This is a genomic window from Tsuneonella sp. HG249 (assembly GCF_053819205.1).
The window spans coordinates 2,136,177-2,152,179 of sequence record NZ_JBSOQY010000001.1; the positions used below are offsets into that span (position 1 = coordinate 2,136,177).

A 16,003-nucleotide genomic window follows, 5' to 3' on the forward strand; every position below is an offset into this window, starting at 1 on the left:
CCGCCCGACGGTCTTGCGCCATTTCTGGCCCGCCGCAGCCGCTAATTTAACCCGGTTGACCGGCCCATTTCGCTATCCCGAGGTTCAAATGAACCGAGGAGCGCCGGTGCTGGCCCACGTCGGATGGAGCCCTATCGTCGCAAAAAATCGGCCGCAAGATCAATTATGATTGACGCAATATTATTACCTAAATCCCTGCCGTGAGACCCTAAATAGGTAAAATTATCTGGGCCCAGTGATGCCAAGTGAGGTGACGAGAACCCTAGGCGATTGCTACTGAATTGAAATGAGTGACGCCTTCCATGCTGCGAGACAGGATCGGCCCATTGGCACCTCCAGGGATGATGCTCTGGACAGAGGGCCGTTCGTTGAAAGCCTAATCCGCGCGCTGGTGGTGGATGAGCTAGACAGCGCCGGGAAGCTCACCGGTAGGCGAGCAAGTGGCTACGTGGTTGGCCTCACCGGCCGTTGGGGCTTGGGGAAATCGAGTGTCCTCAGCCTTCTCGCAGAAAAGCTTGGGACTATGGACCGCACTGTCGTCGCACAGTTTAGCCCCTGGCTTTTCAGCGGGCGCGACGAGCTTCTCACTGGCTTCTTTAGCTCCCTGCGTACCGCAATGGGCGAGAGCAACACTGAGATTGCTCAGCAGCTAACGAAGCAAATTGATCGCTATTGGGGAGCAATCAATCTGGCTGGACATGGCGTTGCCGCTGTCGTCGATTTGCATGGTGGGTCAGGCGCAGCGAGCACTGGATGGAGGACATGGGGACCTCGGCTGAAGAAACTCGTTGAGGGCCAAGAGGTCCGATCTCCTGAAAAAGAGAGGCTGGCTCTGGAAGGTAAGCTAGCGTCGCTCAAGTGCGCGGTAGTGGTCCTTATCGACGAACTGGATCGTGTTGAGGACGAGGAAGTCAGGGCGGTCGCTCAGTTGGTGAAGGCCGTCGGCGATATAAAGGGCGTCTCCTACCTCGTGTCGTACGATCCCGAACGCGTCGTTCAAGCATTGGGAAGGGGTCATGGTCGGGCTCGGCAAAGCTCAGGCGAGGCTTACCTTGAGAAAATTATTCAGCATCCAATTCCACTCCGGCCATTGTTCGAAGAGGATGCAATCAAATTACTACAGGCGGCATTGTCGCACCACAGCATCGAGCTCGCAGACCCGACCAATGACACTCAGCGGGCCATCTTCAGGGAGATCATCCGTGAGATAAAGACCCCCCGAGAGGTAAAAAGACTTATTGGAGCTTACTCTATCTTGGAGCGGGCGGTTCAGAACGAAATCTGCGCCTATGACGTGCTTGCGTACTGCTGGCTGCTTACAAAAACTCCATCAGTTCGTGACGAGCTAGCTGCCAACCTCGATAGAATCGTTAGCGACCCCGAAGAATCCGAAGCTCTGGAACGCGCTGCTCGTCGAGTAAACGGCGAGCCAATTGAAGTGGCGAGCGTGTTGGGGAACGCCGCAACTTCGCAGTCGCGCCTCATTCGGCATCTCTTTCCCGTGTTCGGCAGGAGTGTAACCGGGCCAGATGGAGACCGCTTGTTTAGGCGCCGCAATCTGGTCCGAATGCTTTTCCTAGGCGACCCACCGGGCATTATCCCAAATAGGGAAGTCGAAGCATTATGGAGCCTGCCACAACCTGAGTTGCAGGCCAAACTTGAGACCCTGATGGACGACGGTAGGCTCGCCTCTGTCATTGATCGCATCGACGATTTGCTTCCCAGTCTCGCAGCGTCGGGCGATGAGAAGTTCTGGGTTAGCCTCGCCGCAGTACTTCACCGCAGCTCGGATTGGCTACGCGGTCCGGAAAACGCGCGCGCGGTGGCGGATGATGCTGCTACTTCGCTTTACCGGTTGGTCCTGCGTGACCCCGCCCAATCCGAACGGTTCTCGCGGTGCCTGAATGCACTGGTCGAGGCAGGTGATCTGATTTTGGCCCCTTGGCTCATTCGCAAAAATCTATTTGCGCACGGGCTTACTCGTCACAGCAAAGAGGGGCGGGGTGGCGAGGTGCTTAGTCGAGAAGCTACTATCACTCTTCTGGAGCAAGAGGTCCCACGTTATCGCACGGCAGTGGTCGATGGCACAGCACTTCGACGCCTTCCAAACGTCGAGGCAATCTACGTACTGGTGAACAGCGAAAATTGGACCCCTGAACTGAGGAGTATCCTCACTGCCCAGCTTTCAGGCCTCCAAGAGATTTCTACGTTGGCGGGTCTGCTCCTACCACCGGGCCATTCGACGGACGCCAAGCATTTGAACGAGCTGTTCGATGTCGAGGTCATCCGGCACCGGCTAGAGGAGTTCAGAGCTAATGGAGAATGGCCTTCAGAACTTTGGCTGGCCGAAAGCACGACTCGCCTTCTGCTAGTGTTGAACGGCCGCGACCCATCTCTCGACGCATTTGAACAGCTTTAGCTCTCGGGCTCCACTCAACGACCTGAAGTTGACGTGCTTATGCGCGCCCCGCCCGTGTGTTTCTTACTGGCCTCTCACCCCCCCTCCCCCGGCCAACCGCCTACTTGCACCCATTTAGAAACCTTGTTACAAGGTAATAAGGGCGTAACACGCGATGGAGTGAGATATGATGCCAGTGATTCGAGTTACCGACGCGACTTGGGAGCGCATGAAAGCTCATGCTCGCCCACTCGAAGATACACCTGACGATATAGTAGGGCGGGCGCTCGATGCTCTTGAAGGCAAACGCTCTGAGCCAAAGAAGTCCGCTGTGCCAGGACGGCCACCCAAGGCTCTTGAGGGCCAGAAGATGCCGCAGAGGGAATTTCGGAACCCCCTTCTTCTGACGCTCCATGAACTGGGAGGTGCGGGCTCACTAACTGAGATTAGAGAGCATATGCACCCAAAGGTGGCGTCCCGACTGAGAGAGGCGGACTACCACATTGTTTCGACCGGAGAGGAGCGGTGGTGGAACGCCACGTGCTGGGAACGAAGCGAGCTGGTGAAGGCAGGCTACCTGCGTTCCAATTCACTTCGGGGCCGTTGGGAACTTAGCGATCTCGGCAAGAAGGCGGCACTCAAACTCAAGAACCCGGACTAGTCGTACACACCTATACGGTCGTTTATCTGTGTACGGATGAGGACGGAAATGAGCACGACAGGCAATGCAATCGCATATCTCCGCGTCTCGACCGACCGGCAGGGCCGCAGCGGACTGGGCCTGGAGGCGCAGCGCGAGGCGGTCGCCAGATACGCCGCAGAGGCACGTCTGGAGCTGATCGAGGAATTTGTGGAGGTCGAGACCGGCAAGGGCGCCAATGCCCTCTCCAAACGGCCCCAGCTCCTTGCTGCCTTGGCAGAGGCGAAGCGGCGCAAGGCGCGGCTGGTGTTTGCCAAAGTCGATCGGCTGGCGCGCAACGTGTATTTCGTCTCCGGTCTGATGGAGACCGGCGTCGATTTCGCCGTGGCCGACATGCCGAATGCCGACCGCTTCCAACTCCACCTGTTCGCTGCCCTGGCAGAAAAGGAGGCGGAGAGCATCTCGCAGCGCACGAAGGCCGCACTCGCCGCTGCAAAGGCACGAGGCACCGAGCTGGGGCGCAACGGGAAGGTGCTGGCGCAACGCAACAGGGCGGAGGCAGCGGAGCGGCTGGAGCCGGTCGCGGAGCGGCTGCGCACCTTGCGCGAGGAAGGCAAGAGCATCCGGCAGATGGTCGCTGAGCTGAACGCGGAGGCTGTTCCCTCGCCGGGCGGGGGCAAGTGGCACCCAACGAATATGCATCGCGCGTTGAAGCGGCTGGCGGCTTAGAGCGCCAATGCGGAAGGTGCAGTGCGGCTCGCACTCCACGGGCTGATTTCAAGGTTCCGTCGTGCGCTACGCCTTGTCGGCTCCGAAACGAGGCCGCTGATAGTCGGGGCGAAGCCAGCGGACCTGTCCTTCCTTTTCCTCGGCTGCGCACTCTGCGTTCAGCGCAACCAGTCGGGTGATGATCTCCGAAGGTGGAAGATCGGCAGGCCAGCCGTAGGCGGCGGCCACGGCAGCATCGAGCTTGTCGTGAAGCTGGTCTATTATGCGGGCGCGGGACGCTTGCGCGCGCGCCTGCTGCACCAAATCCATGCTGTCCCCCCGGCGCACGGCATCGCGGAGATTGTAAAGCTCCGTCATCGTGAGACCATCCACCTCGGCGATGGCGAGCTTCCGAGTTTCGTCCAGTTCTTCGGCCAGCTCACGGGTTTCGGCTGCACTCGCTGCCGTCATGGTCGGAAAGGGAAAGGGATCGAAGCAAGCACTCTTGGTATAGACTGGGCGATCCTCCAGCGTTCCCCCGGTAGCGCTCGTCCATGCCAAGTGTGCTTTGCTTTGGAGGACTCCTAGGGTTTCGCCTCGCTCATCCGCAACAACGACGAGGCGATTATCGGGAAGGACATCGGCCGGAAGGAACTGAAAGACCCTGTGCTTCGCGGTTTCGACGGTGACAATGTACCGCGCAAGGCCCACCAACGCCGGGCGCAGCTCGGTTCGAGGCTTGCCATGCGCCCACCATTGTTCCGCGTAGGCCTTCGCGTCCTGTGTCGGTGATTTGGCGACCTGCGCGTCCCTCGCGACCTTCACGGTCTCCATCAGGTGCTGATAGACCTCAGGATAGCGTTTCCGAACGTCCCGCTCGTCCTGTCCGAAGAGGTCGATCACCATCGCTCCGCGCGGCGACTGCATGAGGTCGCGACCGTTTCGGTAGGGGCGGATGAACGCTTCCAAGCCTTCACGCCTGCCGAGGCCCAAGTACGCGGCCTCTTTCGGCGTCACAATGAACCCGGCACCGTGGAGCTTTACTCCCGGACTACAGAGACCGGCGTTTGCCCTCAGCGCAGCCGTGCTCCCGACATCGGCCCCGGTCGTCAGATTGGCGTGAATGGCCCCGCGCACCTCCGCCGTTGCAATCTGAGGATCGTCGCTGTCCAGTCCCTCCTCTTTGAGAACCTCGACAAGCGTGCCATCCGCCTCTCCCCGCCCCGCGACGGTCATCGCAATGCGCACGGCGGCGGCTTCCTTCGCTGCCTTCGTCCAAGGGTGGTCGGGCAGCGCCATCAAGAGCGACGCCTTCCCCACTTCTATGTACGCGGCAATAACCCTCCGGCTGAACTCCTGCGTGATCGAGTTTGTGGTCACGAAGCCGAAGCGGACCAGCGCGCTGTTCGGCGAAGTGAGTATGTTTGCCGCCCTGTCCCACCATTGCATCACGAAATCGGCAGACTTGGGCACTCTCGGGTTCGCCTTCCACAGCGCCTCCGCATAGTCACCGCCCAGCCGCGCCCGAATGTCCTTTCCGCCAATGAACGGCGGGTTGCCCACGATGAAGTCCGCCTCTGGCCAGTCGGGCACCATGGGATTGTCTAGGTCCGGCTCCCCCGTTGGCTTGTGCGTCAAAACCGCGTCATAACCGGCATGGCCGCCAAAGTTGATCGTCGCAGTTCTGCGAAGCACCGGCTCCGGCACCTCCTCGGGATCGTTCGACATGCGCCAGCGCAGCCAGCCGATCCACAGCACCAGCTCGGCAATCACCGCCGCCCTCGGGTTCAGCTCCAGGCCGAGGAACTGTTGCGGCCCAACCTCCGGCTCCGCCTCGCCGCCGAGTTGCTCGATAAGCACCAGCACGTCCGCCTCAAGCCGCAACAGCAGCTCCATCGAAATGTACAGGAAGTTTCCGGTCCCGCAGGCTGGGTCCAGAATGCGCAGGCCGCTGAGACGTTTGTGGAAGGCCCGCACAGCTTCGAGAGCGGCCGCATCGCTATCAGTGGCGTTGAGCGCCTCAACTTCGGCCTGTACGGCTTCCCATTCGGCCTCCAGCACGTCCATGATCGTGGCGCGGACCAGCCGCTCGACATAGGGACGCGGCGTGTAGTGCGCGCCGAGCTTCGACCGCTCAGATGGGGTCAGCGCCTGCTCCAGCAGCGTGCCGAAAATCGCAGGCTCCACCCGCTTCCAGTCGGCGCGCGCAGCCGCAAGCAGCTCGCCCTTGTCGCCCTCGCCAAGCACGAAGGTCTTGGCGTCGTCGAACAGGCCGCCGTTGAAATAGCGAACCTCACCCTTGAGCGCCCACGACCAGCGAGGCTGCGCGTCGTCGCTTCCCATGATCCTCCACAGGTCGCGCAGCCCGGTCTGAAAATGCTGGTCGTTCTCGACCTCCACCGCCTCCTGCAAGAACCGCTTGAAGCTGTCTCTCGGCAGAAGGCCAACGTCCTCGGCAAACATGCAGAACAGGATGCGCATGAGGAACAGCGAGGTCTCTTCGATTGCCAAGCTCTTCTCGTAATTGGAGAGGCCACTGGTCCGTTGCCGCTGGGTAGCCTCCAGCCATTTGCTCACGTCCGCCAGCCGCTTTGCTACCTCTCGCGTGACCTCTGCGGCACGGAGCCGCGGATCGCGTGCCTTGGGCCGCTCCCATATGTCGCGGAATAGCGCCTGCACGTCGGGATCGGCCAACTGCTCAATCGTAATCCGATAGCCTTGCCGGTCCGGGTAGAAGTCGTACCCGCGCCCATTTCCGGAGTAATCGAAGTACAGCTCGAAAGCCCGGCCCACGTCGCAGACGATGATGAACGGCGGCCAAGGGTGGTCGCTCGGCAGGTGGTGAACGTAGCTCTTTGCCTGCCGCAGAGCGCGCCGCATCAGCAGGTCATACTTGGCGCCCGAGCTTGCCTTGGGAGCAACCTCGTCCGGATCGAACATCTCGGGCTGCGTTTTGCTGACAGGGGGGATCTTGGATTGCTTCGCTTCGAGGACGAACGAACCTTTGCGGTAGAAGTCGATGAAGCCGGGTCCGCCATTGAGCGAACCTTCCGCCACCGGGCCGTCGAACTGGTAGCGGCCGAGCACCCCGCCCACGGCGGGATCGGAAGGAGCCTCCAGCCCGAGCACTCCGCAGAAGGTCTGGAGGAATACGCCGTAGTTCGCCCGCTCGGCTCCGCCGGGGGTGTGCTGCCACTTGCGAATGAAGGCTTGCACCGCCTCTTGGCTAACTTCTGGTCCCGACAATGGAAAATCCCCTGACCTCACGGGACATTGGCCGGAAATCCTGCGGCGAGGCAAGAGCCCCGAGCAGCTTGGGGTGATCTGATACCGTCAAGGACGGGAGCTTCCAGAGTTTCTCTGTCTCAAAAAGCTGACAAGGTCAGGGGGTCACTGGGGAACAGAGGGGCCACAGGGCAAAGAAGAAAACAACTCAATGGAATGCAAGTTGCGAACTTTGCTGGAACCCCATGGAAACCCTCTGGGAGCCCTGTGGGAACGCAAAGGAGACGCTGGAGGACCGCTGCGATCTAGAAGAGCATGAGCGAGCTGAATCTCTGTCTCGTTTCTCCACTACATGCCCTCAGAGGCTAGAATGGCTTTTTCGGCCAAGATGGGTGAATGGCGGACCGACGCAAGTACGCCAGCAGCAATCCAAGCGCGATTGGATCAACTCCATAAAAGGTCGCTTCAGAAACGAGGTTCACCATGCCGGTCAGGATTAGCCCGACAACCAGCGGATAATCGTACCTCCCCGACCATCCGCTTCCAGCGATTAAGCACCACGGCAGAACAAACCACAGCATACTGCGCACTTTCAATGGGTCGTCAATGCCGTGGCCTATCAGTGCATTGCGGGCAACTGAAAAGGAGTGCCGCGTCAATCCATCTCGACGGATACGGAGGGGAAGCTCCGGAAGCTTGGCGCCGCCATTCGAGCAGTGCGCCATGAGCGGCGGATGTCGCAGGAGGCCCTCGCAGACGCCTCGGGAGTTGACCGCAGCCACATGGGCAAGATCGAACGCGGCGAGCGCAATGTGAGCGTTCTGAACGTAGCGCGAGTGGCGGAGGCCCTCGGGGTCACGATTGCGTCCCTAATGACCTCTGCGGGGCTATAGCGGCTGATCGTGAGCCGTGGATTAGCACCAGCGCAGGCTACCAGCAGCTTGCCGGAGGTAGTCCGGGTGAAAACGGGCATACACTCTTGTGGTCACAGAGATTTCCCGGTGCCCGAGGAACTGGGCAATCTCTGGCATTGGCACCCGATCCTCCGCCATCCACACCGCGGCCGAGTGCCGCAGCATGTGGGGGTGAGCGTCTAGGCCAGCTCGGGCAGCCGCAGCGGCAAAGCCCTTCTTGATGTCGAGCAGCGGCTTCCCGTTGTGCTCGATGATGTACTCGGTCAGGGCCGCTTCCTTCGCCTCGCGGAGGGCGGGCAGGATCAGGTCGTTGAGTGGCACGGTCGCCCGGAACTTGCTGTTCTGGACACGGCCCTCCTCGTTGAGGTCGATGAGCGCCCTCTCGAAGTTCACCTGCTTCCACTTGGCTTGCAGGATGGCCGACTTGCGGCCCCCGGTGGTCACCCCGAGCATACAGAACAGGCGCACATGCGCCCTCTCGCAGCCGTCGAGCAGCTTGCGGAACTCTGCCTTGGTCAGGTGCCCCACGCTCGTCTCCGGCATGGCAGGCAGGGTGATCTTGGGCGCCTTGTCGAGGTGCTTTGCGTTGACCGACCAGTTCAGCGCCGTGCGGATCAGCGAGAGTTCCTGCCGCACGGTGTTGACCGAACGCTTGCGCCAAGCAGGGTAGGCAAGGCTCACCCCCTCGTCGATCACGGCGGGCTTGAGCGTGGCCCAGTAGGACTTCGCCGCTACCCACGCCTCGCGCTTGCGCTTTTCCTGGAGCTTGCCCCCGAGGCTGTCGAGGTAAGCCGTCACGAGGTCGCCCACGGTCTCATAGGTGCGCTTGCTGCCGAACCCGGCCCACACACGGCGGGCCTGCGCCTCGGCTGCTACCCGGTCAGTCGTGCCAAGCGAGTAGCGTTTGCGGTCTCCCGCCTCGTCTCGCCAGATGATGCAGTAGGACCAGTATTTGCTCCCGTCAGTGCGTCGGCGGGTGAGCTTTCCGAGGGTGTAGTCAGTATCCATTGGCCGTTTCTCCAAGGTCCGCCACTGGCGGAATGGTGCTTGGACGAAGGCCAGATCGGAGCAGAGGTTCATTTGAACCTCGCGTCTCCGGTTCTTCCGGGGCTAAACTACTGAGAAAAATGGGGCGATCGAGGGGTCTCGAACCCCCGACCTCCGGTACCACAAACCGGCGCTCTAACCAACTGAGCTACGATCGCCACATGCCCCGGCATGCCGTGAAGCGGGGCCATGAAAGTCGCTGGGCCCCCCGTCAAGGCGGTTCCCGAGCGGGGTGCGCCTGTTGCATGAAGGGTGCGTTTTGCAAAGTGAAAACTGCGCCGCTCGCGTGTGCACGCAAGATTGTTTCACCGCCGGTCTTGTCATATCTCCGGGGGATGATCGCGCCTGGCGAATCCTCCGCCGAAATCTTGCTCGAACGACCCGGCGTCCAGCGCGCGCCCTTCCCCAAACTCGAACTGTTCCAGGTGCGCGGCTTCCTGCCGCTCGACTTGTGTAATCGCCTGATCGCCCTGATCGACCTTAACCGTCGCCCGTCGACGATCGCCGATCCGAACGGCGACATGTATTTCCGAACCAGCGAAACCTGCGATCTCGCGGCGTGCGACCCAGCCGTGAAGGAACTAGAGACGCTCTTGTTTGCTTTCAACCGGATCGATCCGGATCATGGCGAGCCGGTCCAGGGCCAGCGGTACGACATCGGTCAGGAGTTCAAATCGCACACCGATTACTTCGAGCCCACAGGGGCCGATTTTCATCGCTATTGCTCGGTCGCCGGGCAACGGACGTGGACGTTCATGGTTTATCTGAATGAGGTAGAGGCCGGTGGAGGAACGCGGTTAAACGTGCCCGGCAAGATCGTTCAACCGGAAGCGGGCAAGCTGCTCGCGTGGAACAACCGGCGGCCCGACGGTCGCCCCAACCCGAGCACGTTGCACCAGGGCATGAAGGTCAGGAAAGGCGTGAAGTACGTGATCACCAAGTGGTACCGCGAGCGGCCCTGGGGATGAGCGATCCGTTCGTTTTCGGCCTCGCCCGGAGTATGGCACACCACTTCTCGAAGTCTCCTTGCGACCGCCTTCGGCTCGTCGAGGGCATCGGAGTTGAGGGAGATGCGCACGCGGGGGTCACGGTTCAGCATCTTTCGCGGATCAAGCAGAACCCGGCGCAACCCAATTTGCGGCAAGTGCATCTGATTCACGCCGAATTGCTCGACGAGCTGGCTGAGCACGGCCATGTCCTGGCGCCTGGCGCGTTGGGGGAGAACGTCACCACGCGCGCGGTCGATCTTCTCGGGCTGGCGACCGACACGCGCCTGCATATCGGCGAAACGGTGATCCGCGTGACCGGCCTGCGCAATCCGTGCCGGCAGATCGAGGAATTCATGCCCGGGCTGCTCAAGCACATGGTTGAGAAGCGGCCGGACGGCTCGCTCAACCGCAAGTGCGGGGTGATGGCAGTGGTCGAGCGCGGCGGGGAAATGATCCTCGGCGACCCGATCGTGGTTGAGCCCCCGCTCGGCCCGCCCGTCCCCCTCGAGCCCGTTTGAATCGAAAAGGGCGGCCCCGCGGGACCGCCCTCATATGTCGATAATCAGCAGTATGCGGCGTTGGCTGCCCGCTTACTTCTTGAGCGTGAGCCCGCCGAAACGCTGGTTGAACTTGGCCACGCGGCCACCTTCCGAAACCTGTTGCTTGCCGCCGGTCCAAGCCGGGTGGCTGGTCGGGTCGATCTCCAGAGCGAGCACGTCGCCCTCGGAGCCCCAGGTCGAGCGAGTCTGGAACTCGGTGCCGTCCGTCATCTTGACGGTGATGGTGTGGTAGTCGGGATGCGTATCGGCCTTCATGGCGTATCTCCGTAGCCTCGGAACGGTTCCGACCGGTCCAGCTGTGGTGGGAAAGGCGCGCGCCTAGCGGCGCCGCCGGAAAAATGCAAGCGGAGCGTCAGTCCATCGGCGGGTCGGCGATCATCGCGGTAAACTCGGCCTCGCAAGTCGTGTTGTCTTCGACGCTCGCACGCCCCCTGAACTTGCACACCCGGCTGCTCTTGCGGGTGAATTCTACCTCGAGGTCAAGCAGGCAACCCGGCTCGACCGGCGCGCGGAACTTGGCATTCTCGATGGCCATGAAGATGACCAGCTTGCCCGAGCCGGCGAGCTCGAAGCTCTCGATGCCGAGCACTCCGGCGGCCTGTGCGAGCGCTTCGATCTGCAGCACGCCCGGCATGATCGGGCGCCCGGGGAAGTGTCCCTGGAAGAACTGCTCGTTGAACGAAACGGCCTTCACCGCGTGGATCCGGGTCCCGAGCTCGATCGACTTAACCCGGTCGACCAGCAGCAGCGGATAGCGGTGCGGCAGGGCCTTGAGCACCTTGAGGATATCGTAAGCGCCGGCGCTGTCCTCGCTCATCGGCCCTGCCCCGGTTGCTTGCGATCAGCGGCTGTTGGTCGCCGGCGGAGTTTGCGGCGTGGCGACGGGAGCCCCCTGTGCCCCTGCGACGGCGGCCTGCTGCTGGCGCATTTCGCGCGGCACCCAGCCCTGCGGCGGAACCAACTGCGCGCTCGGGATAAGCACGTTGAGCTCGTTCACAACGTCCTGGGTAATGTTATACGCCGCGTCGGCATAGATCACTGCGCCCTGGGTAGGATCGAGAATCAGCTGGATGTTCTTCTTCTTGGCGGCGTTCTGCACCGCGGCCGAGAGCTTGTCCTCGATCTGCTCGTTGACGTAGGCCTGGCTCAGCGCGATCGGCGCGACGAGCTGCTGCAGTTCCTGTTGGCCGGAAGCCTGGATCTGCTGGATCGCCTGGGCCTGGCTATTCAGCGCAGGATTGTTGGCATTGGCAGTGCGGTCGGTGTTGAACTTGGTGATCAGCGGCTGGAGCTGGGCAGCGATCGCAGCGCGGCGCGCTTCGGCGGCGTCGATCTGCGGCTTGTAGGTTACCGGGCGCTGCTGTTCGGCAGTCTTGTAGGCGTTCGAGTTGGCGACGACGGCCGGCAGGCTGACGACGGCGATGCCCTTGACGACCTGAGCGGCCGCGGGGGCAGCGACGAGCGGCGAAACGGAGGCGAGCACGGCACCTGCTGCAAGCAGGGCCTTGAGGTTGGTCTTCATCAGAATTGGGTTCCTACGTTGAACGAGAATTGCTTGGTGTCATCTCCGGGCCGCTTCAACAGCACCTTGGAGAAATCGATCCTGAACGGGCCGAATGGCGAGTTCCAATTAACCCCGATGCCGACCGCGACGCGCGGGCTCGGGGTGTCGCCCAGATAAACCTCCTGGAACGGCCCGATGTTGCTTACCAGCGGAGTATTCGCCGATCCATTGGGCGCGACCGGCGTAGTCACTACGCTCGTCGATTGAGTGCCGTCTGGATTGGTTACCGTCTGAGTGAACAGCGCGTTGCCGCTCGCGTCGCGTTGCGGGAAATCGATACCACCGGGGAACGGGCTGTTTTGAAGCTGAGGATTGCGTCCGCCCCACAGCGCGCCGACGTCGACAAAAACCGATGGACGCAGGCCAAGTTCCTGAACCCCGCTGCCGAGGGGAATTTCGAGTTCGGCACGGCCGAGATAATAGAACTCCCCGCCCAAGGCGTCGTCCGACACCCGGTCGCGCTCGGTAACGACGATGAACTTGGTCGGATCAGTGCTGTCCGGATCGTCGATTATCGGTTGCCGGATAACACGCGGGCCCACGCCGCGGATGTCGAACCCGCGCATCTGCGGTTCGCCGAGGAAGAAACGGTCCGTCAGCTGGACCGTCCCGTTACCCCACGACTTGATGGCGCCACCTTCGGCCTGGACCGAGAAGATGAACCCGCCGCCGACCGGCCAATACTGCGCCGCACGGCCGCGGACACGCCCGTATTTCACCGACCCGCCAAGACCGGCAACCTCGGTGGTGATCGAAGCCGAGCGCCCGCGAGTCGGCCGCAAGCGGCTGTCGAGCGAATCGTAGGCAAAGGTAACGCCGAGGATGGAGCTGGTCCGACTACCCACCGCTTCGCACAAGTAACGTCCGGCAAGCAATGGATCGCACTCGAACGTGCCGGGGTTCTGTCGATTAGTGAAGAACCGGCTCTCGTCGAGCGTCACGTCATCGAAGTTCAACGTGTAGCTGCCGATCAACGACGTGTATTCCGTAAGCGGCACGCCAAGCCGCAACTGACCGCCAGTGGTAGTCTGCTGGAAGGTCGTGTTGCGGTCGTTGTTCAGGTAATTGAAGCTGTTGAGGTCGCGGCGGTAGATGTCGAGGCCCGCCGACACGTTCTTGTCGAACACGTACGGCTCGGTGAAGCTCAAGTTCGCGCTCTTCGAATAGCGCGAGTAATTGACGCCCGCCCCAACGGTTTGCCCTCGGCCGCGGAAATTGCGCTGCTGGATCGAGGCCGCGAGAATGAAGCTCTCGATCGATGAGAAGCCGGCAGACAGCTGAAGCTGGCCGGTCGCCTGCTCTTCCACGTTCGCCTCGAGCGCGATGCGGTCGGGCGTCGTGCCCTCCTTCTGCGCGATCTCGAAGTTTTCCTGGAAGAAGCCCAGCGACTTGATGCGGTTTTCCGTGCGCTTGACCTGCAGCGAGTTGAACGCGTCGCCTTCCACCAATCGGAACTCGCGCCGCGCGACCTTGTCCTGCGTCAGCGTGTTGCCGTTGACGTCGACGCGCTCGACATAGACGCGCGGAGCTTCCTTGATGACGAAGTTCACCGACATGGTGAGATCGTCCTTGCTGCGGCGGAACTCGGGCTCGACATTGGCGAACGCGTAGCCGAACGTGCCGGCAAGCTCGGTGAACTGCTCGGACGTATCTTCGACGAGCTTGGCATCATACCAATCGCCGGCCTTCATCGGCAGGTTGCGGGTGAGCGCCTCGCTCGAGAAGTCCCGTAGCTCGCTCTCGACTGCGACGTCGCCGAACTTGTAGCGTTCGCCTTCCTCGACAACGTAGGTGATGATGAAATCGCGCTTGTCCGGGGTCAGCTCGGCGACGGCCGAAACCACGCGGAAATCCGCATAGCCTTGGGTCAAGTAGAACTGGCGAAGCTTCTGCTGATCGAATGCAAGGCGGTCGGGATCGTAGCTGGTGCGCGAGGACAGGAAGCTCGTCAGGCGCGCCTGCTTGGTCAGCATTTCGCCGCGCAGATCGCCGTCCGAAAACGCCTCGTTGCCGATGATGTTGATCTGCCGGACCTTGGACTTGGGCCCCTCGTTGATCTCGAACACGACATCGACGCGGTTCTGGCTGAGCTCGACCATCTTCGGCTCGACGCTGGCCGCGAAACGGCCCTGCCGCTTGTAAAGTTCGACAATCCGGGCGACGTCTGCGCGGACCTTGGAGCGGGTGAAGATCTGGCGTGGCGCCAGCTTGATCTCGGGCGTGATCTTATCGCTCTTCAGCCGCTTGTTGCCCTCGAGCACGATGCGGTTGATGACCGGATTCTCGACCACGGTGACGATCACGTCGCCGCCGTTGTTAACGATGTTTGCACTCGAGAACAGCTCGGTCGCGTACAGGTCCTTGAGCGCCTGGTCCGCAGCTGCCTGGGTATAGACTTGCCCGGTGCGCAGCCGGATATAGGAGACGATGGTGTTGGGCTCGAGCCGCTGGGCGCCGGCAACTGCGATCGAGCGGATCACATCAGGCTGAGGAGCAGCGACTTCCGCCGGCGGCGTGGTGGGCGCTTCCTGCGCGAGCGCGGCGACGGGGTAGCCGCCCAGCATGGTCCCGCAAAGCAGCGACAGGGCCAGCTTCGCCGGCCCCGAGCGGGCCCGGGTAGCGGCGGTTTCGCGTGCCTTCATCGACGTGGAACTCCCGTCCATAAAACAATTCATAAGCTCGGCTGTGCTCCATCCGCCTACCGCGGCAATCGGGCCTTTGCGGCGGAGCGCCGCCCTTGCCCGATACCCCGTTTCCAATCAAGCGGTGGCGGCGGGTTGTGCCCCTGCCGCCGTCGCCAGCACGATATCCGCCAACAACTCGCTAGCGACCGAAGATCGGCAGCGACAGCAAGTCGTTGACCGTTACGAACAGCATCAGCGCGAGGATAACAGCCACGCCGGCACGGAACGCCATTTCCTGACCGCGCGCACCGATCGGCTTCCGGCGGACCGCTTCGGCCGCGTAGAAAGCCAGGTGCCCGCCGTCGAGGGCGGGGATTGGCAACAGATTGATGAATGCCAAATTAAGAGAGATCAACGCGGCGAAGCCGACGAAGGCTGTCCACCCCAGACTCAGTTGCTCGCCCGAGAACTTGGCAATCTTGATCGGTCCGCCCAGTTCCTGCACCGACCGCTCGCCGGTAAATATCTGGGCAATGCCGGTGACCATCATGCGCACGAGGTCGACGCACTCCTCGACCGCCAGGCGCACCGCGGCCACCGGCCCTACCGGCTGGTAGCGGATCGGGCTCGACCAGACGCCGAGCCTTCCGACCCGGGATTCGTTGCCGAACTTGTCCTTCTCCACCGCCGTGCCGATCGTCATCGGAACGCGCAGGCGGTCACCCTCGCGCTCGATACCGAGCACTATCGGCTTACCGGGATGCATCAGCACTGCTTCGGTGATGTCGCGAAATTCGTCGACCGCTTCGCCGTCGATCGCGACGATGCGATCGCCGACGCGCACGCCAGCGGCCTCCGCCACCGAGCCGGCGGCGAACTTCTGCACGACGTTGGTTTCGGCCGGATCGGCCTGGACGGGCTTGCCGATCGCCATGAAGAAGGCGGCGAAGATCGCCACCGCCAGCGCCAGGTTGGTAAGCGGCCCGGCAAGCACGATCAGCGCCCGCTGCCAGAGCGGCGCGAGATGGAAGTTGCCGTCACGCTCGGCAGGGGTCAGGTCGGCCACATCCCGTGCGTCGGGAATGCTGGCGGGATTCATGTCGCCCTTGAACTGGCAATACCCGCCTAGCGGGAGCGCCGAGAGCCGCCAGCGCGTGCCGCGCTTGTCCGTAAACCCCGCAAGTTCCTTGCCGAACCCGACCGAGAACGCTTCGACCCCCACGCCGAACAGGCGGCCCATCAGGTAGTGCCCGAACTCGTGGAGCGTCACCAGCGGCCCGAGCAGCAGCAGGAAGCCCACTATGTAGAGCCAGAAAGGCGGCGAATCGATCAAC

The 16,003-nt window shown here is 62.0% G+C and carries 13 protein-coding genes and 1 tRNA gene; 6 read left to right on the forward strand and 8 right to left on the reverse strand.

What is annotated here, in order from left to right:
- The first annotated feature begins 286 nt into the window (after positions 1 to 286).
- The 3 genes from ACWPM1_RS10705 to ACWPM1_RS10715 all read left to right on the forward strand — a co-directional run bounded on the left by ACWPM1_RS10705 (position 287) and on the right by ACWPM1_RS10715 (position 3,767).
- Positions 287 to 2,419: a KAP family NTPase gene (locus ACWPM1_RS10705; protein WP_455694819.1), complete on the forward strand. Its 2,133-nt coding sequence runs from the start codon at positions 287 to 289 to the stop codon at positions 2,417 to 2,419.
- Positions 2,420 to 2,768: 349 nt separating this feature from the next.
- Positions 2,769 to 3,059 carry a winged helix-turn-helix domain-containing protein gene (locus ACWPM1_RS10710; protein ID WP_455695161.1) on the forward strand — a complete coding sequence of 97 codons (291 nt, stop codon included), beginning with the start codon at positions 2,769 to 2,771 and terminating at the stop codon, positions 3,057 to 3,059.
- 48 nt (positions 3,060 to 3,107) lie between these two features.
- Positions 3,108 to 3,767 carry a recombinase family protein gene (locus tag ACWPM1_RS10715; RefSeq protein WP_455694820.1) on the forward strand — a complete coding sequence of 220 codons (660 nt, stop codon included), beginning with the start codon at positions 3,108 to 3,110 and terminating at the stop codon, positions 3,765 to 3,767.
- 66 nt (positions 3,768 to 3,833) lie between these two features.
- On the opposite strand, the gene ACWPM1_RS10720 is transcribed toward ACWPM1_RS10715, so the two are convergent.
- Positions 3,834 to 6,962, reverse strand: coding sequence for a class I SAM-dependent DNA methyltransferase (locus tag ACWPM1_RS10720; protein WP_455694821.1), 3,129 nt, complete (start codon positions 6,960 to 6,962; stop codon positions 3,834 to 3,836).
- Positions 6,963 to 7,618: 656 nt separating this feature from the next.
- Here ACWPM1_RS10720 and ACWPM1_RS10725 point away from each other — a divergent pair.
- Positions 7,619 to 7,864, forward strand: a complete 246-nt coding sequence (locus tag ACWPM1_RS10725) for a helix-turn-helix domain-containing protein (RefSeq protein WP_455694822.1) — start codon at positions 7,619 to 7,621, stop codon at positions 7,862 to 7,864.
- Between the two features lie 21 nt (positions 7,865 to 7,885).
- On the opposite strand, the gene ACWPM1_RS10730 is transcribed toward ACWPM1_RS10725, so the two are convergent.
- A complete protein-coding gene (locus ACWPM1_RS10730; protein ID WP_455694823.1) occupies positions 7,886 to 8,893 on the reverse strand; it encodes a tyrosine-type recombinase/integrase in 1,008 nt (335 codons plus the stop codon).
- A gap of 120 nt (positions 8,894 to 9,013) precedes the next feature.
- Positions 9,014 to 9,090 (reverse strand) — tRNA-His (locus ACWPM1_RS10735).
- 177 nt (positions 9,091 to 9,267) lie between these two features.
- On the opposite strand from ACWPM1_RS10735, the gene ACWPM1_RS10740 reads away from it, so the two are divergent.
- Together ACWPM1_RS10740 and ACWPM1_RS10745 are read left to right on the forward strand one after the other, a co-directional pair.
- Positions 9,268 to 9,900: a prolyl hydroxylase family protein gene (locus tag ACWPM1_RS10740; RefSeq protein WP_455694824.1), complete on the forward strand. Its 633-nt coding sequence runs from the start codon at positions 9,268 to 9,270 to the stop codon at positions 9,898 to 9,900.
- Positions 9,897 to 10,439: an MOSC domain-containing protein gene (locus tag ACWPM1_RS10745; RefSeq protein ID WP_455694825.1), complete on the forward strand. Its 543-nt coding sequence runs from the start codon at positions 9,897 to 9,899 to the stop codon at positions 10,437 to 10,439. The genes ACWPM1_RS10740 and ACWPM1_RS10745 overlap by 4 nt, the downstream gene beginning before the upstream one ends.
- 72 nt (positions 10,440 to 10,511) lie before the next feature.
- On the opposite strand, the gene rpmE is transcribed toward ACWPM1_RS10745, so the two are convergent.
- The 5 genes from rpmE to rseP all read right to left on the reverse strand — a co-directional run bounded on the left by rpmE (position 10,512) and on the right by rseP (position 16,002).
- Positions 10,512 to 10,736 (reverse strand): 50S ribosomal protein L31, encoded by a 225-nt coding sequence (gene rpmE, locus ACWPM1_RS10750; protein WP_455694826.1) that lies wholly within the window; start codon positions 10,734 to 10,736, stop codon positions 10,512 to 10,514.
- Positions 10,737 to 10,833: 97 nt separating this feature from the next.
- On the reverse strand, positions 10,834 to 11,298 hold the full coding sequence (fabZ, locus tag ACWPM1_RS10755) for a 3-hydroxyacyl-ACP dehydratase FabZ (protein ID WP_455694827.1): 465 nt from the start codon (positions 11,296 to 11,298) through the stop codon (positions 10,834 to 10,836).
- A gap of 24 nt (positions 11,299 to 11,322) precedes the next feature.
- Positions 11,323 to 12,003 carry an OmpH family outer membrane protein gene (locus ACWPM1_RS10760; protein ID WP_455694828.1) on the reverse strand — a complete coding sequence of 227 codons (681 nt, stop codon included), beginning with the start codon at positions 12,001 to 12,003 and terminating at the stop codon, positions 11,323 to 11,325.
- On the reverse strand, positions 12,003 to 14,687 hold the full coding sequence (gene bamA / locus ACWPM1_RS10765) for an outer membrane protein assembly factor BamA (RefSeq protein WP_455694829.1): 2,685 nt from the start codon (positions 14,685 to 14,687) through the stop codon (positions 12,003 to 12,005). Before bamA ends, ACWPM1_RS10760 begins: the two co-directional genes overlap by 1 nt.
- Before the next feature lie 181 nt (positions 14,688 to 14,868).
- A complete protein-coding gene (gene rseP / locus ACWPM1_RS10770) occupies positions 14,869 to 16,002 on the reverse strand; it encodes an RIP metalloprotease RseP (RefSeq protein ID WP_455694830.1) in 1,134 nt (377 codons plus the stop codon).
- Between the last annotated feature and the right edge of the window lies 1 nt (position 16,003).